Genomic DNA, 21,338 nt, shown 5'->3' on the forward strand with positions numbered 1-21,338 from the left:
GTGGCGCGGCCGGCTCAGCCGGTCACGCGGCCGGCGTGGATGGCGCGTACGGCGTCGATGGTGTCGGCCTGCGCCGCCGTCTTGTCGTCGCGGTAGCGCACCACCCGGGCGAAGCGCAGCGCCATCCCGCCCGGGTAGCGGGAGCTGGTCTGCACCCCGTCGAACGCGATCTCGACCACCTGCTCGGGACGGACCCGCACCACCCAGTCGCCGCGCTCCACGGCGAGACCGAGGAAACGCTCGGTCTGCCAGCGCAGCAGCTCGTCGGTGAGGCCCTTGAACGTCTTGCCGAGCATGACGAAGTCGCCCGTGCGGGGGTCGCGGGCGCCGAGGTGCAGGTTGGACAGCCATCCCTGGCGCCGCCCACTGCCCCACTCCACGGCCAGCACCACCAGGTCCAGGGTGTGCCGGGGCTTCACCTTCACCCAGGCGGCGCCCCGACGGCCGGCGTCGTAGGGGGCGTCGGGCGCCTTGACCACGACCCCCTCCTGGCCGGCGTCGATCGCGGCGGCGAACGCCTCGCCGGCCCGCTCGGGGCCGTCGGCCTCCATCCGGCCGACCAGCAGCGAGGCGTCGACGGCGGCGTCGAGCGCGGCCCAGCGTTCCCGGCCCGGCCGGTCGACCAGGTCGTCGCCGTCGAGGTGCAGCAGGTCGAAGAAGTAGGGCGTCAGCACCGTCTCGCCGGTGGCCGCGGCGGCGGCGCGCACGGCCGGGGCGACCGGGGGGCGGTCGGTGCCGCTCGCCGTGGCGCGCCGCGCCGCCCGACTCGACGTCTGCTGGAAGGGCAGCGGTCGGCCGGTCTGGTCGAGCCCGATCGCCTCCCCGTCGAGCACCAGCTCGCGGGCGGGCAACGCCCGCACGGCGGCGACCACCTCCGGCACCCGGGCGGTGATGTCGTCCAGGCTGCGGGTGAACACGGCGATGTCGTCACCGGAGCGGTGGACCTGGATCCGGATGCCGTCGAGCTTGACGTCGACCACGGCGGGGACGCCGGTGGCCGCGAGCGCCTCGTCCACCGAGGGCGCGCTCTGGGCGAGCATCGGCGCGAGCGGACGGCCGACCTGGAGGCCGAACGCCGACAGCGCCGCCGCGCCTCCGTCGAGCGCGGCGACCGCGACCGCGCGCAGGTCGCCGGCGAGCAGCAGCGCCCGGCGTACGGCGGCGACCGGCACGTCGGCGGCCCGTGCCACCGCGTCGGCGAGCAGCCCCGCCTGCGCGCCCTGGCGCAGCTCGCCGCTGAACAGCCCGGTCAGCAGCCGTTGCTCCTCGACGGTGGCGGCGGCGAAGAGCGCGCCGAGCAGCTCCCGGCGGCGGGTCTGGGAACCCGGCCCGTGCACGGAGGCGATCTCGTCGATGGCCGCGTCGACGGCGGCCACGGTCAGGGTCGCCTCGGCGGCCGGCGGCGGGAGGTCACGCAGGCTCGCCCAGCCCACCCCGGTCTGCCGCTGGCGCAGCTCGCCGGCCAGCCAGCCGGCACCCGCCGGAACCTCGGGCGGGTCGAGCGCCCGCAACGCGGCGGCGAGCAGCTCCACCTTGGCCTTCCGGGCCCGGGTGGCGCCGACGGCGGCGGAGGTGGCTGCCAGGTCGAGGAACCGCACGGGCTCCATCCTGCCAGCCACCCCCGACACGACCCGGGCATTGCCGTGCCCGGCCGTCGCGAACCGCCCGCCCCGCCCGGGGTGGGCGGGTCAGGCGGAGACGGGTTCCTCGATGCGCAGCCCGCGGGCCCGGATCTCCTCGGCGACCCGGGAGAGCCCTCGGTCGAGCGCGACCAGCGCGGCGGACAGGTCGCCGAGCTGTTCCTTGAGCGTGTCCTCGGACCACGCGGAGACGTCGACGTCCCCCAGTGCGCTGACGGCGGCCTCGAGCCGACCCATCACCTCGTTCGTACGCATGTTCGAGAGGCTATAACAACCCCACCGTCGACACACCGCAAACTCCCACATCGACCGCGAAGTTACGGTTCCGACACCTAACGCCCGTCGACGCCCGCCTCGGCGACCTTCTTCAGCAGCAGCGCCTCCGCCAGGCAGACCCGGGCGAACTCCCCGAGGTGCAGGCTCTCGTTCGGGCCGTGCGCGCGGGCGTGCGGGTCCTCCACGCCGGTGACCAGGATCGCCGCCTGCGGGAACATCTCCTGGAAGGTGGCGATGAACGGGATCGAGCCACCGATGCCGAGGTCCACCGGGTCGGTGCCGTCCCAGGCGGTCCGGAACGCCGAGCGGGCCGCGTCGAACATCGGGCCGGAGGCGTCGATGACGCACGGTTCGCCGTCGTGCTCGAAGGTGACACCCACCCGCGCGCCCCACGGCGCGTGCTTCTCCAGGTGCGCGCGCAGGGCCGCGTACGCCCGCTTCGGGTCGTCGCCCGGCGCCAGCCGTACGCTCAGCTTGGCCTTCGCGGCCGGCACCAGGGCGTTCGGCGCCTCGCCGGTGGCCGGGGCGTCGATCCCCAGCACCGCGAGGGCCGGCTTGGTCCAGAGCCGGTCGGTGATCCGCCCGGTGCCGATCAGGCTCACGCCCTCGGCCAGCCCGGCCTCGGCGCGGAACCGGTCCTGCGGATAGTCGACGCTCGCGCCCTCCCGGGCGACGAGCCCGTCCACCGCCACGTCGCCGGCCTCGGTGTGCAGGGTGGCCAGCAACCGCGCCAGGGCGGTCAGCGCATCCGGCACCGCGCCGCCGTACATGCCGCTGTGCACGGCGTGGTCGAGGGTGCGCACCTCCACGAAGCAGTTGACGATGCCGCGCAGCGAGGTGGTCAGCGCCGGTACGCCGATGTCCCAGTTGGCGGAGTCGGCGATCACGATGACGTCCGAGGCGATCTCGTCGCGGTGTTCGGCGAGCAGCCGCTCCAACGAGTCGGAGCCGTACTCCTCCTCGCCCTCGATGAAGAGCACCACGCCGACCGGCAGCGCGTCACCGAAGGCGCGCAGCGCCGCCACGTGCGCCATGATGCCGGCCTTGTCGTCGGCGGCGCCCCGGCCGTAGAGCCGGCCGTCCCGCTCCACCGGCTCGAACGGATCCGACTCCCACAGCGACAGGTCGCCGACCGGCTGCACGTCGTGGTGGGCGTAGAGCAGCACCGTCGGCGCCCCGGGCGGGGCCGCCCTCCTGCCGATGACCGCCGGCTGGCCACCGGAGCGCACGATCCTCACGTCGAGGCCGCAGCCGCGCAGCAGCTCGGCCACCGCCTCGGCGGAACGCTCCACGTGCGAGTGGTCGAAGCCCTCGAACGCGATGCCGGGGATGCGGACGAGGCGTTCCAGGTCGGCCCGGACCCCGGGCAGTTCCCGCTCGACGGCGGCCCGGACCTCGGACTCGGACATGATCGGTGTGGTCATGACCGGCATCGTATGCCGGCCTTACCGACCGCACCGCCCGAGCCCGCAGCGACGGGTCGGTCCCGGCCGGCCCCGACGGCCCTCAGCGGCGGCGCACGTAGTAACGGTCGGCGTCGTGCGGCAGACCCGGGGCGCCGTCGACCACCAGGTCCGCCCGCGCCTCGGTGCCGTCGGCGGCGAAGTGCGCCCGTTCCCCGAGGTGCCAGCGGCGCAGCTCCGGCAGGATGCCCGGGCCGTCGCGCTCCAGCGCCCGGGCCAGCCGCAACGCCTGCGGGGCGGTGACGAAGACGGCCAGGGTGAGGTCCGCGGCGACGGCGGCCCGCGCGGCGCTCACCCCCTCGACGAGGAGCACCGGCGCGACCGGGACCGGCACCGGGCGCGGCAGGAAGGCCCCACGGACCCAGCTGTACCGGCGGTACGCCCCCGGCCGTCCGGCGCGCAGCGGCCCGAGCACGCACTCCTGCAACCGCGGCCAGAAGGTGAGCTGGTCCTCCCAGCCGTCGAGCAGGTCGTCGGTGTGCACCACCGGCGGCGGGCGGGCGCCGGGCAGGGCGGCGAGGGCGTCCGCGAGTCGCGCCGCGAACGCGCTCTTGCCCGCGCCGCTCGGCCCGTCCACCGCCACCAGCCGGGTCCGCCCCAACCGCGCCGGCCCGGCCAGGACCCGCCGGGCCAGCCGGTCGTACGCCTCGACCACCGCCACCGCCACATGGCCGACCGTAGCCAGGCCGGTCCCCGTCCGTACGCGCGCCCCCGTCTTCCGGCCCGCTCCCACGGGCCGCCCGCCCTGCCGCGGGGGCGGGCCGCGCGGTCGCTCCGATCGGGGGTCGCCCGAACGAGCGGTCGTCGGGCGGGCCGGGGCGTTCGTCGGGCGGAGCCCGGGACGGGACGCGATGATCTGCTGGTGTCCCACAGCGTGATGAGTCCGGGCGTTGACGCCCTCCTGGAACAGGCCCGCGCCGGGGTACGCCGGCTGACCCCGCACCAGACCGTCGAGGCGGTCCGTACCGGGGCGTTGCTGGTGGACACCCGTACCGACGTGCAGCGACGGGAGCAGGGTGACCTCCCCGGCGCCATCGTGATCGATCGTACGGTGCTGGAGTGGCGGCTCGACCCGGCGAGCGCGTGGCGGATCCCGGAGGCGACCGGGTACGACCTGCGGATCGTGGTGGTGTGCCGGCAGGGCTACAGCTCCAGTCTCGCCGTGGCGAGCCTGCGGGCGCTCGGTCTGCACCGCGCGACCGACATGATCGGCGGCGTGCAGGCGTGGCGTGAGGCGGGGCTGCCGATGTCCGACCGCCCCGCCGATGTCCGCCCCTGACCCGCCCCCGACCCACTGCGGGCGCGACGGGGTGGCAGCTCCCTCGGGTGGGGCGCGCGGTCGGTGGGATCAGGGGAGCTTCGGGGCACCGGGTGGGATGAAGGGGAGGCCGGCGGACGGGCCGGACTCGACGAGGCGCCAGAGGGCGTCGGTGTCGAGGTGCTCCTCGACCAGGTCACCGAGCAGGTCCAGGCTGCGCTCGCGCACGGCGGCGAACGCGGTGTCCGGGGCCACCGTGAAGCCGGTCCGGCCGGCGAGCCGGGCCACCTCGGTCAGGAAACGGCGGCGGAACCCGTCGGACTCGAAGGCGCCGTGCCAGTGGGTGCCGTGCACGGCACCGGCCACCGCGCCCTCGCCGCTGCCGTCGGCACAGGTCAGCAGCGGGGCCAGTGCCGGGTCGGCGTGTGAGACGTACCCGTGGTGGATCTCGTAACCGCGGACCGGGACGTCGCCACCGGCGGTGCCGGTCGACTGGCGGACGGTCTTGCGCGGGTCGAAGGTTACCTCGATCGGCAGCAGGCCCAGCCCCGGCACGCTCCCCTGCCGGCTCTCCACCGGGTCGTGGATCGTCCGGGCCAGCATCTGGAAGCCGCCGCAGATGCCGAGCAGCGGCCTGCCCGCCGCCGCGTGCGCCAGGACGGCGTCGGCCAGGCCGGTCTGCCGCAGCCAGGCCAGGTCGGCCACGGTCGACTTCGAGCCGGGCAGTACGACCAGGTCGGCGGCGGCCAGCTCGGCCGGCTCGACGGTCAGCCGGACCCGTACGCCCGGCTCGGTGGCAAGCGCCTCGACGTCGGTGGCGTTGCTGATCCGGGGCAGCCGCACCACGGCCACGTCCAGCCAGTCGGTGCCGCGTGGGGCGGCGGGTCGACCGAGCACCCGGCCGTACGCGAGCGAGTCCTCCGCGTCGAGCCAGAGGTCGAGCGCCCAGGGCAGCACCCCGTACGTGGGGCGGCCGGTGACCTGGCGCAGCATGTCCAGCCCCGGCCGGAGGAGCCCGAGGTCGCCCCGGAACTTGTTGATCACGAAGCCGGCGACCAGCGCTTGGTCGGCCGGGTCCAGCAGGGCGAGGGTGCCGAACATCGAGGCGAAGACCCCGCCCCGGTCGATGTCGCCGACCACGATCGCGGGCAGTCCCGCGTGCCGGGCCAGGCCCATGTTCACGTAGTCGCCGGACCGCAGGTTGATCTCCGCCGGGCTGCCGGCGCCCTCGCAGATCACGACGTCGTACGCGGCCCGCAGTTCGGCGAGCGCCGCGTACGCGGTCTCGGCGAGGCGGGGACGCAGCTCACGGAAGTTGCCCGCGGTGACCGTGTCGACCGCCTCGCCGAGCAGCACCACCTGGCTGGCCAGGTCGCTGCCGGGCTTGAGCAGCACCGGGTTGAACCGCAGGTCGGGGGCGAGACCACAGGCGGCGGCCTGCATCGCCTGCGCCCGCCCGATCTCGCCGCCCCGGCCGTCGGGGCCGACGACGACGGCGGAGTTGTTGGACATGTTCTGCGCCTTGAACGGCGCGACCTTCACGCCCCGGCGGTGCAGCCAGCGGCAGATGCCGGCCGTCAGCACGCTCTTGCCGGCGTCGGAGGTGGTGCCGGCGACCAGCAGGCCGCCGCTCACCGGCGGCTCCCCCGCCCTACCAGGGCCGCGACGCCGCGGTGGACGGCCCGCCGGCCGACGGCGCCCACCAGGCGGCCGAGGGTGAGGGGGTACGCGGCGGCCAACCCGAGCGCGGCCAGCCCGACCGCGCCCGAGATCCGGGCGGCCCGCTTGAGGTGCCGCGCCTCGGGGCGGGGGCCGTCGCCAAGGAACGGACGCACCTCGGACCGCCCGAAGTAGACGTTGCGCCCACCCAGCCGTACGCCGAGGGCGCCGGCCATCGCCGCCTCGCACTGCCCGGCGTTCGGGCTGGGGTGGTCGTTGCGGTCCCGCCGCCACACGTGCAGCGCCCGCTCGCGGTCGCCGTGCGCGACCGGGGCGACGGCGATGGTGAGCAGGCCCGTCAGCCGCGCGGGCACGAGGTTGAGCAGGTCGTCGAGGCGGGCGGCCGGGGTGCCGAACCGGGCGTGCCGGGGGGAGCGGTGGCCCACCATCGCGTCGAGGGTGTTCGCCGCGCGGTAGCCGAGCAGGCCGGGCAGCCCCGCGACGGCGCCCCACAGCAGCGGGGCGACGACCGCGTCCGAGGTGTTCTCGGCGAGCGATTCCACGGTGGCGCGGGCCAGTTCGGGCTCGTCCAGCGCCGACGGGTTCCGGCCGCAGAGGTGGCCGAGCCGCCGCCGGGCGGCCGGGAGGTCGCCGCCGCGCAGCGCGCGCCCCATCACGGTGGCCTCGTGCCGCAGCGTGCGCCCGCCCAGCACCGTCCAGGTGCCGGCGGCGACCAGGGCGGCCCGGGCCACCGGTCGGCGTCGGGTGGCGAGCGTGGCGGCCGCCCCGAGCAGCACCGGCGCACCGACCGCCAGCGCGGTGAACGCCGCTCCGGCAAGCCGGTCCGGGCGGTACGTCCGCCGCTCCAGCGCCCCGGCGACGCGGCCGAAGCCGGCCACGGGGTGGTAGCGGCGGGGGTCACCGAGGAGCGCGTCGAGGGCGTACCCCGCGACCAGTCCCGCCGCGGTCGCCACCGGCGTCGCCTGTCGCACCCGCCACCACCTCCGGCCGGCCAGCCTAGCCGAGCGCCCACCCCCTCCCCGGCCGAACACCCGACCACCCGCGCCCCGGCGACCGTCGTCCCCGATCGCCCGCCCCGCGCCAGCCACTTCACCTCCCCCGATGGCCCGACGGTCCGGCCGCCCGACCGGGCGACCGGGCGGGGGCCGCGCCGCCCGTGATCGTTTGACGTCGCCCCGGGCACAACGACGGTGGACGCCCGGGTGCCGTGCAAATGATCACCCGTACCCCGCCACGGTCGGACAGCACCGCCCGCCGCGACAGCGCCGCTCACCAGAACGACCCCCCGGAGCGTCCCGGGCGACACGCGGGGTGACGACGGCACCGCCGGCGCCACCCCGCCCCCGTCGTGTCACCCGGGCGCGGGCGGTCACGCGGGCTGCGACACCCGCCCCCGGCCCCGGCGGCCACGACCGGCCGGGGAGACGCCCGCCTCGGCCTCCTCCGCCGACGGGCCCGGCTCCCCCGCCGCCGCGTCACGCCGGCCGTCCCGGGCACCCGACGCGTCCTCGGACGGGCCGGGTGCCGGCGTCGGGCCGTCGGGCTGCGGCTCCGGGCCCTCAAACTCCTCGCCGTGGGGATCGTCCGCCGGGTCGTCGAAGGGGTCGAGGGAGTCGGCGGCGTCGTCGGCCGCCGCACCACGGCCGGCGGCGAACGCGCCGAAGTCGGGCGCGAAGTCGTCGTCGAGCGGGCGGTGGTCCGGCAGGACGGGGGCCTCCTCGTCCGGCACCGGCTCGGTCGCCTCGCCGCGCACCCGGTGCTCGGCCTCGGTGTCCTCGACGGTGCTGGTCGTCATCGTCGGCCGGTTGCGCTGGAAGCGGCTGCGGCCCCGGGACAGGTCGTGGCCGACGGCCACCGCCTCCAGCTCATAGAGCGAGCGGTGGTTGCCCGCGTCGTCGGTCCAGTCGCGGGTGTAGAGCCGGCCGCAGACCACCACCGGGTCGCCGACCATCACCGAGGCGGCCACCCCCTCGGCGAGCTTGCGCCAGCAGTTGACCCGTACGCGCAGGCTGTTGCCGTCGACCCAGCGCCCGCTGTCGCGGTCGAGCCGGCGGGCGGTCGAGGCGACCTTGAAGTTGGCCACCAGGGTGTTGCTCTGGGTGGTACGACGCCACTCCGGCGCGGTCAGCACGTTGCCCACGATCGTGACGTAGGTGTCGAACATCGTCCCTCCAGGGGAGATCGGGCTTGCCATCGTGAGTCGACTCGGTGCCGAGCCTGTGCCCTCGGCACGGGCGCCGCCAGCACCGGACGTCGGCCTGTGGACAACCGGACCGTCTGTGGACGACGACCCGATCAAGGTCCCGGTGTGCTAGGGCCGGGCGGCCCTGGGAAGCCCGCACGATCGGCTCGATGATCAGGAGGCCGGACGCGCTCGTGGCGGCGGCCACGGACGGGGCGACATGTCACGTTCCGGGCGGGGCGCGACGGGGTATGGATTCGATCAACCGCACCGCCGACAGCACGACGAACGAGAGGTCAGCGATCATGAAGATGACCAGCACCGCAGTCACCATCGTCCCGGGCCAGGTGCGGCGATGAGCGCCGTCGCCAACCCGGCCACCGTGGCGGAGTGCCTGCGGGTCGGCGCGGGGTTCTCCCAGGGTGACCGGAACTGGATCGCGGAGCAGTTCGCGACGCTCGACTCCCGGCTGGCCGGCTTCCACGCCGACGCCACCGAGCTGGAGGTCTCGGTCAAGGACCGGGAGGCCAGGGGGCAGAAGGTCACCCTGGAGTGCTGGATCGCCGGGCGCCAGAAGATCGTGACCACCTCCGCCGAGGAGGACCTGCACGCGGCGCTCAACGACGTCCGCGACGACCTGCGGCGGCGGCTCAACGACGCGAAGACCAAGCAGGAGCCGCGGCACAACAAGCACCTGCGCGACGTGCCCCCGCCGGCCGCCGACGTCGAGCCCGACACGGACCCCGTCCGCGCCGAGGCCGAGACGGTCTGACGCCCACGCCTGAGACCCCGTCCGCCGGGTGCGGGCGGACGGGGTCGGGCACACCCGGGGGCTACCGCCCGGTAGCTTCCCGGCGTACCGTCGGTGACGTGGAACCGGACGTGCTGGGCCCGCCGTACGAGCGGCAGACCATCGACCTGGGCACCGACGACGAGGGACCGGTGTTCGCCACCCTGGTCCGTCGCCGGGCCGACCGCCCGACGGGGCGGGCCGTGCTCTACGTGCACGGCTTCACCGACTACTTCTTCCAGGGCCACCTCGGCGACTTCTTCGCCGAGCGAGGGTGGGACTTCTACGCCCTCGACCTGCGCAAGTACGGACGCAGCCTGCGGCCCCACCAGACGCCGAACTTCTGCCGGGACCTCAGCGACTACTTCCCCGAGCTGGACGCGGCCGCGAGGATCATCCGCGAGGACGACGGGCACGACACGCTGCTCGCGATGGGCCACTCCACCGGCGGGCTGGTCCTGCCGCTCTGGGCGCACGCCCGCCGCGACGCCGGGATCATCGACGGGCTCTTCCTGAACAGCCCCTTCTTCGACATCAACGCCCCGTGGCTGGTGCGCCGCCCCCTCGTGGCCGCCGCCGGGCGGTTGGGGCGGCGGGCGCCGCGCCGGGTGCTGCCGTTCGGGCTGGGCACGGTCTACAGCCAGAGCATCCACGCCGAGCACCACGGCGAGTGGAACTACGACCTGACCTGGAAGCCGCTCGCCGGGTTCCCCGTACGCGCGGGCTGGCTGAACGCCATCCGCACCGCCCAGCGGCAGCTCCGCGCCGGCCTGGACATCCAGGTGCCGGTGCTGCTCGCCTGCTCGACCCGCTCGTTCAAGGGCACGAAGTGGCACGAGTCGGCCGCCCTCGCCGACGCCGTCCTGGACGTCGAGCACATGGTCCGCTGGGCGCCCCGCCTCGGCCGGCACGTCACCCTGGCGCGCTTCGACGGCGGCATGCACGACCTCACGCTCTCCGGCCCCGCCGTACGCGAAAGGGTCTTCGAGGAGGTCGGCCGCTGGGCCGACGCGTTCTTCGACGCCGGGCCGACGGTGCGCGCCGGGGAGAGCCCGCCCCCGAGCCGACAGCCGGCCGACGAGCCCGACCCGGCGGGCGTCCCCGCACGGAACGGCTGACCGCCACCGGCCGGCCGCGCGCCGCACCGCCGGCCTCACGCCGCGTCGACGGCCTCCCGGATGCGGTCGAAGGTGGCGAGCGGGTGGCCACCGTCGCGCGCCGGCAGCACCAGACCCAGGCACCGCAGCCCCGGCCCGTCGTCGCCGGCCTGCACGCCGAAGACCGGCGCGCCGACGTAGCCGGCAGGCAGCTCCGTCAGGAGGCGTACGGCGCCGTCCACGCGCGCCACCCGCTCGACCGCCACCTCGAGCGGCCGGCCGCCGCCCTCGCCGACGCCGTGGGCGAGCACGACGGCCGAGCCCGGCTCCACGCCGATCCGGGCAATCGCGTCCCGATCGGCCGCGACGGCGTCCGGCACCTGTTGGGTACGCCACCGCCAGCCCTGTCCGGCGGCGTGCTCGTGCAGCGCGACGGCGGGCAGGACGGCGACGCCGAGATCCTCGTGCTGCCGCCACCGGTCAGCGAGGTCGGGCAGGGCCACGGCGTCGGCGGCCACCCCGGCGGGCTCGGTCACGCTCGCCCGCAACCCGATCTCCCCCGCCCCGTCGCGGGTGAGCGCGTCGGCGGTCAGCAGGTACTCGCGCCCCCGCCCGGTGAAGAGGAACGCGGTGCCCTCGCCCCCGGCACCGGCCTGCACCCCGGCGTCGGTGCGACGAAGGGGCAGGATCGCGCGGCCGAGGAGCTGGCACAGCTCGTAGGCGACGTCGTTCTCGGTATCGGGGTCAAGCAGCACCAGCCGAGGGTACGACCCGCCGCTCGCCGCCGTGCGGGCGGCGGAACCGGGGTGACGGCGCCGGGGGACGCATGCGACCCTGGTCTGCGACGTGGAACGCGACCCACCCGTTCCACCGGTCACCCGATGGTCGGCGGTACCCTTCTCGCGCGACACGCACGCGCGCGCCCGTAGCTCAGCGGATAGAGCAGGGGACTTCTAATCCCAAGGCCGCAGGTTCGAATCCTGCCGGGCGCACCACCATCGCAGCAGTCCAGTGGTTTGCCACTCCCTCAGGGAACGAGGCGCGCAGAGGCGCGACGCGCAGCCTCAGGTGGACGAACCGTACGGCGCGTACTGGACGATGCGGGACCGGCGACGCCAGGCGGGCAGCGGGAGGCAGCCCGCCGGGCCCTCGTACCCGATATGGGTCTCGACCGTCCCATCGGGCATCTCCACCTCGATGAGGGAGCGTCCCCGCGCAAGAACCTCCCGGACGCGTCCCGCGGCGATCGAACGAGCAACGTCGTCGAGGAAGGCCAGGTCCTCGGGCACCGGTCGGAGTTCCCATCTGCCGCCGTACTCGCCGACCTGCAGGACGATCTCGTCCCCGAAGTCGGCCCATCCGAAGGCGCGAGCGTGGGGATTCGTCGGCGCGATCACCACAGAGAGGCCCCATTGGAGGTTCTCGATCGTTACCTCTGCTGCGCCGGCCAACTCGTGCGCCCACCGGGTAGCCAGGCCCAGCGTCGCCGCGGCTGCCGAACCAAGTCCGCCAGGCAGGCCCTGCGAGTTGGTGTTGCTCATGCGCGGCGACTGTACAGCCATCCGGACAGCCCGAGTCCGCCTGCGAGCGTCGACGCTGCCCGACGGTGACGGACACCAAGCGCCAGCGCGGCGAGATCGAACCCTTGCCCGGTGGGTCACCGACCCGCGGCGGACGAAAGGCGCTCGACGGGCCGGCGGGAGGCGCCTCCCGCCGTCGGGGTGCGTCCTACCGGACGTGGGTTCGTGGTACCGGGAGAGAACTGACTCGGCCCAGCGACCACGTTGCTGCGATCGCCGTCATCACCAGAGCGGGACCCGCCACGATCTCCGTCACGACGGCCCACGCCGGAAACGAGCCACCGTCGTTCGGAACGCTGACGAGGAGGCAGCCGTACGCCGATCGGACGAGGATCGGGCAGATCCACACATGAAGCAGGGCACGGCCGGGCCTGGGCCGACGACGAACCAGCAGCCCACCGGCGACGAACAGAACGGCCGCGCCGGTCGCCGAGGTGACCACCAGCATCAGCAGCAGGACGGCATCCATTCCGCCGCCGTACATCGCCTCCGCGTCGATCGCGTCGCGCAGGACGATACGGGCTCCACTTGCTGACTGCGCGAGGCTCAACGCGCCACTGGCGAACAGCAGCAGGGAAGGACGCACGGGGCACGGTATCAAGCCGGACCGGGAGCATCGAGAAGCTTCGACTCTCCCTTACGGCCTGGGACGATCCTCGGTGACGGGTCACCGAGGATCACCCGAGCGCGTCACGGACCTTCGTCAGGGCGTGTACGGCGTGTCCGTGTGGCTGACCTCGACGAGCCGGCTGCCGCTGAGCCGGTAGACGGCCGTACGCCGGACGGCGACCTCGGCGGAGGACGCGTCCTCGGGCCGGGTCAGGTAGACGACCGTCGCCTGTCGGGAGCTGATCGAGATCGACTCGACCGGCGTGCGGTCGCCGATGTCGACCATGGTGACGTAGACGGGCTGACCGTCGATGTTGCCGTACATCACGACCTGCCAGAACTTGCCGGTGCCGCCGCCGTCCATCAGCACGGGGGCCAGCGCGTCCGCCGCCTCATCTCCGGTGAGGTCGCCGATCGCGCAGGGCTGTTGCAGGTGGACGACGGTGCCGTCCTCCCCGGACCACATGCCGTCGACCAGCCGGATCGGATCGGCGTAGCCGTTGTAGCGCTCGGTCCCGTTGCCGAGCGGGGCGGTCCTGAGCTGCTCGCAGGTGAGCGCCCGCAGCGTGGCGGGGGCGTCGGTCGGGTCAGCCGCGGCCGGCTTCGCGGGGGTCGGCTCCGCCGTGTCGTCGTCGACGCTGCTGCTGGCCGGTGGCTGTCCGGGGACCGTCGGGTCCACGGCGGTCGGCGGCGCGGTGACGGTGATGCATCCGCTCAGCGTCGCCGCGAGAGCGATTGTCACGACGGGCAGCAGGGGCTTGCGCATTGATGATCCCTTTCGGTCAGGTGGCCCCGGAGCGTAGTGCGCCACCGCCACCGTCACGACCGCCCCACCACCACGACCGCCACCCGCCGTTGCCGTCGGCGACCACCGCCGCCACCGTCACCGACCGCCGCCACCGGCGCCACCCGTCACCGGTGGCCGGGGCACGAGACGGTCAGCGGAGCCGGACGTCGAGGTTCGGGAAGTCGTACCAGCTCAGCTCGAAGGAGGAGCCGGTCTCCGGCACCAGCGGGAACACTGCCCAGCTCTCCACGCGCTCGCCGGGCGCGATGCTGAACGACTCGTCGGGCCGCGTCGTGGCGCACCAGGTGGACTCGGGACGCGCGCTCCGGCCGTCCGACAGGACGACCTCGGAGGAGGTCCGGTCGACCTCCACGGTCGGGCAGCTCACCGGCCACGGCGCCGCCGAGCCGTTACGGTACGTCAGGTTGAGCCTCAGTTTGCCGCCGGTGGTCTCGGCGCTGACGAGCGTGACGGTCAGGTCCGCCTGGCTGTAGACCAACTGGTCGAGCTGGTACGTCCGCCCCGCGGGCTGAGCCTTGGTCGGCGACGCGCCGGTGGCCGGAGAGCCCGGCGACGCGCCGCCGACGGCGCCGGTGGTGGCGGCGACCCGCGCGGACGGCGTGGGGTCGGACGGCCCGGATGCGCCACGGTCGGCCAGGTACCAGCCGCCGAGGGTTCCGACGACGGCGAGACACGCCGTCACGGCGACGACAGCGAGCAGGCCGGCGTTACTTCTCGTCACGGTGGGCTCCCGGCGGCGGTGAGGGGCGGCGACGGCGCGAAGGTAGCATCGCCGTCCAATTTCGTCGGTACGTCGGAGGTGGGGCGTAGCGTCGCGGGCATGGACGTCGACTGGAACGGTGAGCTGTTCGAACAGCTCGACTGGCACTGGCGGCGGCAGGCCCGCCCGCGTCTCGACGGGCTGACCGACGCCGAATACCACTGGGAGCCCGTCCCGGACGCGTGGGGCGTCCGGCCACGCGGGCGCAGCACCGCCCCGATCGCGGTCGGGCAGGGCGACCACGTGATCGAGTTCGCGATGCCGCAGCCCGAGCCCGCGCCCGTCACCACCATCGCCTGGCGACTCGGGCACCTCGTCGTGGGGGTGTTCGGCGCCCGCGTCGCCGCCCACTTCGGCGGGCCCCCGATGGACTACGGCTCCTTCGCGTACGCCGGCACGGCCGACGCGGCGCTGGCGCAGCTCGACGAGGCCTACGACCGGTGGGTCGCCGGGGTGCGCGGCCTCGGCCAGGAGGGCCTGGCCCGGCCGTGCGGCCCGGCGGAGGGACCCTACGCGGACCGCTCGCTGGCGACGCTCGTGCTGCACATCAACCGGGAGGCCATCCACCACCTCGCCGAGATCGCGTTGCTGCGCGACCTGCACCTGCGACTCGGCTGACCCGGCATGCCCGACGCCGCTCCACGCGGCGCGAAGGGCGGGTATCGCGGCCGGGGCCGCCCCGGTCAGGGCCGCACCCACTCCCCCGCAACCCCCGCGGGCATCCTGGTCGATGGCGGGTGCCATATGCTGCGCCGGTTGTCACGGGGGCACGGGGAGGACCACATGCGACGCTGGTTGGGCGTCACGGCTTCGGCTGCGCTGGTCGCGGCGGCGGTGAGCGGGTGCGGCACGCCGGCCGGCACGGACGGGGACCTGACCGACGACTGGCGGCCGGTGGCCGAGGCCCGCCAGTTCGTGCCGCAGGCCGGCGAGTGCCACGTGGTCGCCGAACCGACCGCCTATCTCACGAGCCACCAGCCGGTCGACTGCGCCAAGGCGCACCTGGTCGAGACGTTCCACATCGGCACGTTCACCGGCGACCTGGCCGCCCGTCCGATCCCGCCCCGCGTCGGGTCGGCGGCGATGCGCCCCGCGTTCGCCGAGTGCGACGCCAGGGCCAGGGAGTTCGTCGGCGGCGACTGGCGCGACGCCCGCCTGTCGGTGCAGGTGGCCCCCACGTCGCCGGCCGGCTGGGCGGGCGGCAGCCGGTGGTACCGGTGCGACCTGTTCGAGCTCGACGCCATGGACGGCGTCAACGGCGAGAACGACGCGGCCGTCAACCGGGCGGGCAGCCTGCGGGGGGTGCTGAAGGCGGCCACCCCGCTCAGGTACGGCTGCGCCGAGGCGGACGAGTGGGACCACCTGCTGGCGGTGCCGTGCACGAAGGTCCACCGCTACGAGTACGTCGGCATCTGGACCTCACCCGACGTGTCCTACGCGGACGCGGGGAAGGAAGAGGCCACGATCCACACGAAGTGCCGGGCGGTCATCGCCCGCTACGCGAAGGTGCCGGTTGACGGGATGCTCCGCTACCGCACGGGCAGCGCGTACCGGTTCCCGTCGGCGCAGGCGTGGGCGCGCGGCGACCGGGGGGTCCGCTGCTGGTACTGGTCCAGCGGAAAGAAGCTGACCCGGTCGATCGCCGGCGGTGGGACGAAGGTCCTGCCGATCAACTGACCGGGCTCCCCGCGGGGGCGAACGGGCTGACGGACCGGCAACACGGCGCGTACCGAGGGTGATCGCGGGCGGGTGCTCGTGCTATTCTCCGGCGTCGATCTCGCCGTACGGACCCGGATCGGGTCGTTGTCGCAGAAGGACGCCTCTCCCCCGATGCCGGTCGTCGCCGCCCCGCACACGTCGCCGACCGCGCTGGACACCCCCGCCGGTGGCGCGTTCACCCTCATCTTCACCCGGCTGCCGGCGCTGCTGCGGCTGGCCTGTGGTCTCGTCGGCGCGGTGGTCGCCCTGTCGGTGCGCACCCCGCCCGTCGAGCCGGCGCTGCTGGTTCCGGCCGTCGCGGGCCTGACCGCCTGGTCGATCTGGTACGCGTTCCGCGCGCTGCGCCACGGCATCGGCGGTCCGCTGGTGCTCGGCGACGTGGCCGTGACCACCGCCGCGTGCCTGGCGATGCCGGTGCTGGTGGCTCCGGAAGTGCTGCCCGGCGAGGCGAGCTGGATCGCGGTGCTCGCCAGCACCACGGTCCTCAACGCGCAGGCGAACGCCCCGGTCCGGTGGTCGGTCCCGGCGGGGCTGCTGGTGACCGCCGCCTACGCGGTCGGCGCGCACGCCGCCGGTCAGCCCGACGAGGCCACCGCGCACGCGGCGACGCTGCTGGTGCAGACGGCCTGTGCCGCGCTGATCACCGCCATCATGCGGCAGCGGATCGGCCGGGCCGACGACGCCTTCCTCGCGCACCAGCGGCTCACCCGGGAGTCGCTGGTGGCCCGGACCGCGCGCGACGCGGAGCGGCGGCAGAACCGGGACCTGCACGACACCGTGCTGGCCACGCTGACGATGGTCGGGCTGGGCGCGGTCACCGGTCCGTCCTCCGCGCTGCGCGAACGGTGCGCCGCCGACCTGCGTACCCTCACCGCGCTGGCCGACGCACGGTCGGCCCCCGACGAGGGGCCGGTGCCGCTGGACGCGCGGCTGCGGGCGGTGCGCGACCGGCTGCCCGAGTTGCCGGTCACCACCGACCTGGCCCCCTGCGTCGTGCCGGCGCCGGTGGCGGAGGCGCTCGCCGAGAGCGCGTACGCCGCGCTGTCCAACGTGGCCCGGCACGCTCCGGGCGCGTCCGCCGCGCTGCGGCTGGTCCGGGTCGCGGACACCGTCGTGGTCGAGCTGACCGACGACGGTCCCGGCTTCGACCCGGCGGCCGTCCCCGCGCACCGCTACGGACTGCGCGAGTCGGTACGGGGCCGGATGTCCACCGTCGGCGGGCGCGCGGAGATCGACTCGCGCCCCGGCGCCGGCACCCGGATCAGGTTGGAGTGGCCCGGTGCCGACTGAGACGACGGTCCCGCCCGCGACGGCGGCGCCGGCAGCCCGTACGCCCGACGGAGACCGGCGCCCGGCCGACCCGGCGGCGGCCGTGGCCGACGCCTCCGACCGCGGCGCCCGGATCGTGGCGGTGGTCATCGCGCTGGCCTGGCACGCGGCGATCGCGCTGCCCGCGGCGCTGGCCGCCCGGGCGGAGTTCACCGCGCCGGCGGTGGTCCTCGCCGGCTGGCTGCTCGTGGCGGCGATCGGGGTGCTGGCCGGCCTCCGGCTGCTGCGCGGCGCGCCCCTGCCGGCCTGGCCGCTGGCCGCGTTGCTGCTGGTGGTCGACGGGACGGTGTTCGCGGCGGCCGGTGAGCGGCAGCTCTTCACGGCCGCGAACTGGGTGTGGGGCACCCTCGGCTGGTTCTTCGTGGTGGTGCTGTGGGGCCGGCGGGCCTCCGGACTGGTCGCGTTGCTGGGCGTGCACGCGCTGATCGCGCTGGCCGGGGTGCTCGGTCACGGCGCGACCGCCCCCGCCGACCTCGCCCGCTACGCCATGTATGTCTACGCCACGTCCACGCTGCAGGTGGCGGTCTTCGTGGGCGGCACGGCGATCGCGAGGCTGGCCCGGGAGCGGGCCGGCGCGGCGGCCGCGGCCCACGCGGCGGAGGCCGAACGGGACGCCGCCGAACGGGCCCGGCGGGAGCGGCGCGCCCGCCTCACGCTGGCCAGCGGCGCCGCCGAGGAGGTGCTCGCGGAGCTGGCCGACGGCCGGGCCGACCCGGCCGACCCGGCGGTGCAGCGGCGGGCCGTGCTGGCCGCCGCCCGGCTGCGCCGGCTCATCGCCGAGTCCGACGACGTGCCCGACCCGCTCCTGCACGAGCTGCGGGCCGCCGCCGACCTGGCGGAGCGCAACGGGCTGCCGATCGACCTGGTGACCATCGGCGAGCCGCCGCCGCTGCCGGTGCAGGTGCGCCGCCGGCTGGCCGACCCGCTCACCGCGCTGTTGGCCGACGCCCGGGGCTGGGCCCGGCTGACCGTGGTCGCCCGTCCCGACGAGGTGGTGGTCGGCCTGGTCACGCCCGACCGGGCCGGTCCCGACAGCGCCGGACCGCCGGGTGACGACGGGCGGGTGGAGTACCTCTACGAACGGGACGGGGAGATCAGATGGGCGCAGACCCGGTGGCGGGGGTGACCGGCGGCCGGCCGGTCGGGGTGGCGATCGTCGACGACCACCCGGTCGTCGTCGAGGGGGTCCGCGTCTGGCTGGCCGCCGAGCCTCGGCTGCGGGTGCTGGCGACCGGTGACGATCCCGACACCGTGCTGCGGGCCGCCCCCGACGCCGACGTGGTCCTGCTCGACCTGCGGCTGCACGGTCGGATGGCCCTGGACAAGCTCGCCGAGCTGAGCGCGGCCGGCCGGCGGGTGGTGGTCTACTCGGAGCACACCGACCCCGGCACGATGCTCGCCGCCCTGGACGCCGGGGCGGTCGCGTTCCTGGCCAAGCACGAGGGACGGGAGCACTGCGTGGCCACCGTGCTGGCCGCGGCCAGCGACCGCCCGTACGTGCCGCCGGCGCTCGCCGGGGCGATCGCGGGTGATCCCCGCCCGGACCGGCCCGCCCTGTCGGACAAGGAACGCGAGGCGCTGCTGCTGTGGTTCCAGTCGATGTCGAAGGCGTCGGTGGCCCGTCGGATGCGGATCAGCGAGCACACCGTGAAGCAGTACGTCGACCGTGCGCGGATCAAATACACCCGAGCGGGGCGGCCCGCCGCCACCAAGGCGGCTCTGCTCGCCCGGGCGATCGAGGACGGCCTAGTCCGGCCGGAGGAGATCGGCATCTACCGGTCGCAGGCGTCCTACGACCGGCCGACCCCCTAACGGGCGTCATGACAGCCGACCACAGGTCGGCAACGCTCGTGGTGAGATGGCGTCGGCAGCGGAGGTCATGACGATGCACGATGACGCGTCCCCCTTCTTCATCGCTCCGCACCGCTTCGACGCGGACGACGACGTGGCCCCGGCGCTGGACCGGCGACACGAACTGGTCATCGAGGGCGGCGAGCGGGTGCTCGCCCGACACCGGCTGCACGCGTCGGGGCATCTGCTCGGCCCGACGGAGGCGCGGCAGCGGTGGACGCTGCCCGAGCCGGTGGCGGTGACCGTCACCGACCGGCGGATCGCGTACGTCGGCGGCGGCCCGCAGCTCGCCCTGGTCGACGGGACCGGTGGCGGCGCACGGCACCGCCGGGCCATGCGGCTGCCCGGGCTGGTCAGTGGTCAGATCCGCTGGCAGTGGCCGTCCCGGCTGGAGCTGCTGTCGACGGTCCCCGCGGAGCGGGCCCGCCTGCTGGTGGTCTGCGACGCGTTGCGCACCATCCAGCAGCCGGCCCTCGGCCTCACCGGCCCCGCCGAGGAGATCATCGCGCTGACCCGCCGGGTACGCCGGGCGGTGGCCGGGTTCCGGCTGGCCCACCCCGAGATGGTGGACCTGTCGCCGCCGGAGCGGGACGTGCTGGCGGTGCGGGCCGGTGCCGGGCCGGGCGCCGGCGAGGCCTGGATCACCCTGCCCGGGTCGCTGCCGGTCGAGTTCCACTCGCGGGACGACTACTACCGGGGACACTCCGGGAGTGGTTGGCGCGGGACCGCAGCCGGCGCAGCATCCGGGCATCGGTGAAGCCCACGGTCCGGGCCGCCGCCTCCACCGTGGAGCCGTGCCCGATGAGGTGCTCGGCGCGTTCCACCCGCAGCAGCTGCTGGTAGCCGAGCGGGGTCAGCCCGGTGGCCCGCCGGAACAGCCGGGTCAGCGTCCGCTCGGCCACCCCACCGGCCGCGGCCAGGTCGGCCAGCGGCAGCGGCTCGGCGAACCGGTGGTCGATCAGGTCCTGCACCCGGTGCACGGCGTCCGAGAGGTGGGACCGGTGCCGCATCATGGCTCCGGCCTGCGGCTCGTGACCGTTGCGCCGGGAGTGCACGACGAGGGCGCGGGCGATCCCCGCCGCCGCCGCCGGCCCGTGCCGGGTGGCCACCAGGTGCAGCGCCACGTCGATACCGCTGGCGATACCGGCGGAGGTGACCACCCGCTCGTCGACCACGTAGAGCACGTCGCGGACCACCCGCGCCGCCGGGAACCTGCGGGCCAGTTCGTCCTGCACGTCGTGGTGGGTGGTGCAGCGGCGGCCGTCGAGCAGGCCGGCCCGGCCGAGGGCGTACGCGCCGGCGCAGACGCTGGCCACCGTGCCGCCGCCGGCGTGGTGCTCGGCCAGCCGCCGCAGGTCGTCCGGCCCGACCGGCCCCTGCGGTCCGTGCGCACGCAGCCGCCATCCGGGTACGACCACCAGGTCGTCGCGGCTCAGCTCGGGCCACCGGAGCGCGGCCACCAGCGGTACGCCCTGCACGGTCGGCACGATTTCCCGGTCGGCGACGTAGTGCAGCCGGTAGTCGTACCCGAGGTCGGCGGCGGTGGAGAAGACCTGGGCCGGGCCGGCGAGGTCCAGCAGGTGCACCTGCGGGACGAGCAGGAAGACGACCCGGGCCATCGACTCAGCCCCGCGCGCCGGCCGGCACCGCGCCGGTCAGCTCCGCCACGGTGCGGATGGTGGCGAAGCGGCCGGCGAGGGCGTACTCGGTGCGGGCGGTCATCTCCTCGGTCGACAGGGTGCGCGGGTCGGCGACGATCTCCTCCGCCGTGGCCGTGGCGGGCAGGTCCCGGTGCGGGGTCGGGAAGGTGACCGTCGCGTCCGTCACGAAGGTCACCTGGTAGCCCAGGTCGCAGCCGACCCGGGCGGTCGTCTCGACGCACTGTTCGGTGCGGATGCCGCAGACGACGATCTCGCGGACGCCCGCCGTCGTCAGCACCTGCTGCAGGTTGGTGGTGGTGAAGGCGTTGTGCGACGTCTTCACCAGCGTCGGTTCCCCCGGACCGGCCGACAGCCCTTCGATCAGGCGGACGTGCCCGTTGGCCGGGTCGAACACCCCGCCGGTGCCCGGCTCGGCGTGCAGGACCCAGACGACCAGGTCGCCGCGTCGGCGGGCGGCGTCGACGAGCCGGTCGATCCGGCCGACGATGTCGGGTCGGGAGGCGTACGCCCAGCCGGGGCGCCGACGGAAGGACTCCTGGACGTCGATGACGACGAGTGCCGCTCTGCTCATGGGGGAATCCTCGCCGGTCGCGCGCCGGGGCGGCAGGCACCATCCCGTCCCGCTGCGGAACGAT

The 21,338-nt window shown here is 75.2% G+C and carries 23 protein-coding genes and 1 tRNA gene; 10 read left to right on the top strand and 14 right to left on the bottom strand.

The features are described 5' to 3' along the window. Nucleotides 1-14: 14 nt before the first annotated feature. From V6U77_RS20255 to V6U77_RS20270, 4 genes are all read right to left on the bottom strand, one after another. A complete protein-coding gene (locus V6U77_RS20255; protein WP_442934471.1) occupies nucleotides 15-1,598 on the bottom strand; it encodes an ATP-dependent DNA ligase in 1,584 nt (527 codons plus the stop codon). Nucleotides 1,599-1,688: 90 nt separating this feature from the next. Then, complete coding sequence (locus V6U77_RS20260; RefSeq protein ID WP_334607940.1) at nucleotides 1,689-1,895, bottom strand: hypothetical protein; 207 nt, start codon at nucleotides 1,893-1,895, stop codon at nucleotides 1,689-1,691. Between the two features lie 77 nt (nucleotides 1,896-1,972). Further along, nucleotides 1,973-3,325 (bottom strand): dipeptidase, encoded by a 1,353-nt coding sequence (locus V6U77_RS20265; RefSeq protein WP_334607981.1) that lies wholly within the window; start codon nucleotides 3,323-3,325, stop codon nucleotides 1,973-1,975. A 97-nt stretch (nucleotides 3,326-3,422) separates the two neighbouring features. After that, nucleotides 3,423-4,046 (bottom strand): uridine kinase family protein, encoded by a 624-nt coding sequence (locus V6U77_RS20270; protein ID WP_334607942.1) that lies wholly within the window; start codon nucleotides 4,044-4,046, stop codon nucleotides 3,423-3,425. Between the two features lie 210 nt (nucleotides 4,047-4,256). Here V6U77_RS20270 and V6U77_RS20275 point away from each other — a divergent pair, with 210 nt between their 5' ends. After that, nucleotides 4,257-4,658 (top strand): rhodanese-like domain-containing protein, encoded by a 402-nt coding sequence (locus tag V6U77_RS20275; RefSeq protein WP_334607944.1) that lies wholly within the window; start codon nucleotides 4,257-4,259, stop codon nucleotides 4,656-4,658. Between the two features lie 69 nt (nucleotides 4,659-4,727). On the opposite strand, the gene V6U77_RS20280 is transcribed toward V6U77_RS20275, so the two are convergent. From V6U77_RS20280 to ssb, 3 genes are all read right to left on the bottom strand, one after another. Beyond that, nucleotides 4,728-6,272, bottom strand: a complete 1,545-nt coding sequence (locus V6U77_RS20280) for a cobyric acid synthase (RefSeq protein WP_334607945.1) — start codon at nucleotides 6,270-6,272, stop codon at nucleotides 4,728-4,730. Next, nucleotides 6,269-7,288, bottom strand: a complete 1,020-nt coding sequence (locus V6U77_RS20285; RefSeq protein ID WP_334607946.1) for a cobalamin biosynthesis protein — start codon at nucleotides 7,286-7,288, stop codon at nucleotides 6,269-6,271. Before V6U77_RS20285 ends, V6U77_RS20280 begins: the two co-directional genes overlap by 4 nt. 398 nt (nucleotides 7,289-7,686) lie before the next feature. Next, nucleotides 7,687-8,481, bottom strand: a complete 795-nt coding sequence (gene ssb / locus V6U77_RS20290; protein WP_334607947.1) for a single-stranded DNA-binding protein — start codon at nucleotides 8,479-8,481, stop codon at nucleotides 7,687-7,689. 373 nt (nucleotides 8,482-8,854) lie between these two features. On the opposite strand from ssb, the gene V6U77_RS20295 reads away from it, so the two are divergent. Together V6U77_RS20295 and V6U77_RS20300 are read left to right on the top strand one after the other, a co-directional pair. Next, complete coding sequence (locus V6U77_RS20295; RefSeq protein WP_334607948.1) at nucleotides 8,855-9,271, top strand: HPF/RaiA family ribosome-associated protein; 417 nt, start codon at nucleotides 8,855-8,857, stop codon at nucleotides 9,269-9,271. Between the two features lie 98 nt (nucleotides 9,272-9,369). Further along, the gene (locus V6U77_RS20300; RefSeq protein WP_334607949.1) at nucleotides 9,370-10,407 is read left to right on the top strand and encodes an alpha/beta hydrolase; all 1,038 of its coding nucleotides are present in this window, start codon (nucleotides 9,370-9,372) and stop codon (nucleotides 10,405-10,407) included. Between the two features lie 35 nt (nucleotides 10,408-10,442). Here the strand turns inward: V6U77_RS20300 and V6U77_RS20305 are convergent, their stop codons facing one another. Further along, nucleotides 10,443-11,141: a hypothetical protein gene (locus V6U77_RS20305; RefSeq protein WP_334607951.1), complete on the bottom strand. Its 699-nt coding sequence runs from the start codon at nucleotides 11,139-11,141 to the stop codon at nucleotides 10,443-10,445. Between the two features lie 164 nt (nucleotides 11,142-11,305). On the opposite strand from V6U77_RS20305, the gene V6U77_RS20310 reads away from it, so the two are divergent. Beyond that, nucleotides 11,306-11,381 (top strand) — tRNA-Arg (locus tag V6U77_RS20310). A gap of 69 nt (nucleotides 11,382-11,450) precedes the next feature. Here V6U77_RS20310 and V6U77_RS20315 read toward each other — a convergent pair. The 4 genes from V6U77_RS20315 to V6U77_RS20330 form a co-directional block, all read right to left on the bottom strand. Continuing rightward, nucleotides 11,451-11,927, bottom strand: a complete 477-nt coding sequence (locus V6U77_RS20315; protein WP_334607952.1) for a hypothetical protein — start codon at nucleotides 11,925-11,927, stop codon at nucleotides 11,451-11,453. A gap of 187 nt (nucleotides 11,928-12,114) precedes the next feature. Then, on the bottom strand, nucleotides 12,115-12,552 hold the full coding sequence (locus V6U77_RS20320; protein WP_334607953.1) for a hypothetical protein: 438 nt from the start codon (nucleotides 12,550-12,552) through the stop codon (nucleotides 12,115-12,117). A 117-nt stretch (nucleotides 12,553-12,669) separates the two neighbouring features. Next, nucleotides 12,670-13,341 carry a hypothetical protein gene (locus V6U77_RS20325; protein ID WP_334607954.1) on the bottom strand — a complete coding sequence of 224 codons (672 nt, stop codon included), beginning with the start codon at nucleotides 13,339-13,341 and terminating at the stop codon, nucleotides 12,670-12,672. A gap of 172 nt (nucleotides 13,342-13,513) precedes the next feature. Continuing rightward, on the bottom strand, nucleotides 13,514-14,104 hold the full coding sequence (locus V6U77_RS20330) for a hypothetical protein (RefSeq protein WP_334607955.1): 591 nt from the start codon (nucleotides 14,102-14,104) through the stop codon (nucleotides 13,514-13,516). 99 nt (nucleotides 14,105-14,203) lie between these two features. Here V6U77_RS20330 and V6U77_RS20335 point away from each other — a divergent pair, with 99 nt between their 5' ends. The 6 genes from V6U77_RS20335 (at nucleotide 14,204) to V6U77_RS20360 (ending at nucleotide 19,799) form a co-directional block, all read left to right on the top strand. Beyond that, entirely contained in the window at nucleotides 14,204-14,761 is a 558-nt protein-coding gene (locus V6U77_RS20335; RefSeq protein WP_334607956.1) for a DinB family protein, read from the top strand. Between the two features lie 165 nt (nucleotides 14,762-14,926). Beyond that, nucleotides 14,927-15,820 (top strand): septum formation family protein, encoded by an 894-nt coding sequence (locus V6U77_RS20340; RefSeq protein WP_334607958.1) that lies wholly within the window; start codon nucleotides 14,927-14,929, stop codon nucleotides 15,818-15,820. 153 nt (nucleotides 15,821-15,973) lie between these two features. Then, nucleotides 15,974-17,152: a sensor histidine kinase gene (locus V6U77_RS20345; RefSeq protein ID WP_334607982.1), complete on the top strand. Its 1,179-nt coding sequence runs from the start codon at nucleotides 15,974-15,976 to the stop codon at nucleotides 17,150-17,152. After that, nucleotides 17,142-18,317: a hypothetical protein gene (locus V6U77_RS20350; RefSeq protein ID WP_334607959.1), complete on the top strand. Its 1,176-nt coding sequence runs from the start codon at nucleotides 17,142-17,144 to the stop codon at nucleotides 18,315-18,317. Before V6U77_RS20345 ends, V6U77_RS20350 begins: the two co-directional genes overlap by 11 nt. Next, complete coding sequence (locus tag V6U77_RS20355; protein ID WP_334607961.1) at nucleotides 18,290-19,003, top strand: response regulator transcription factor; 714 nt, start codon at nucleotides 18,290-18,292, stop codon at nucleotides 19,001-19,003. Before V6U77_RS20350 ends, V6U77_RS20355 begins: the two co-directional genes overlap by 28 nt. A gap of 73 nt (nucleotides 19,004-19,076) precedes the next feature. Then, nucleotides 19,077-19,799 carry a hypothetical protein gene (locus V6U77_RS20360; protein ID WP_334607962.1) on the top strand — a complete coding sequence of 241 codons (723 nt, stop codon included), beginning with the start codon at nucleotides 19,077-19,079 and terminating at the stop codon, nucleotides 19,797-19,799. On the opposite strand, the gene V6U77_RS20365 is transcribed toward V6U77_RS20360, so the two are convergent. Together V6U77_RS20365 and V6U77_RS20370 are read right to left on the bottom strand one after the other, a co-directional pair. After that, a complete protein-coding gene (locus V6U77_RS20365) occupies nucleotides 19,684-20,661 on the bottom strand; it encodes a GlxA family transcriptional regulator (RefSeq protein ID WP_334607963.1) in 978 nt (325 codons plus the stop codon). The two genes, V6U77_RS20360 and V6U77_RS20365, sit on opposite strands and share 116 nt — an antisense overlap. Nucleotides 20,662-20,665: 4 nt before the next feature. Further along, a complete protein-coding gene (locus tag V6U77_RS20370) occupies nucleotides 20,666-21,274 on the bottom strand; it encodes an isochorismatase family protein (RefSeq protein WP_334607964.1) in 609 nt (202 codons plus the stop codon). Between the last annotated feature and the right edge of the window lie 64 nt (nucleotides 21,275-21,338).

The organism is Micromonospora sp. CPCC 205546 (assembly GCF_036902715.1).
Classification (GTDB): Bacteria; Actinomycetota; Actinomycetes; order Mycobacteriales; family Micromonosporaceae; genus Micromonospora.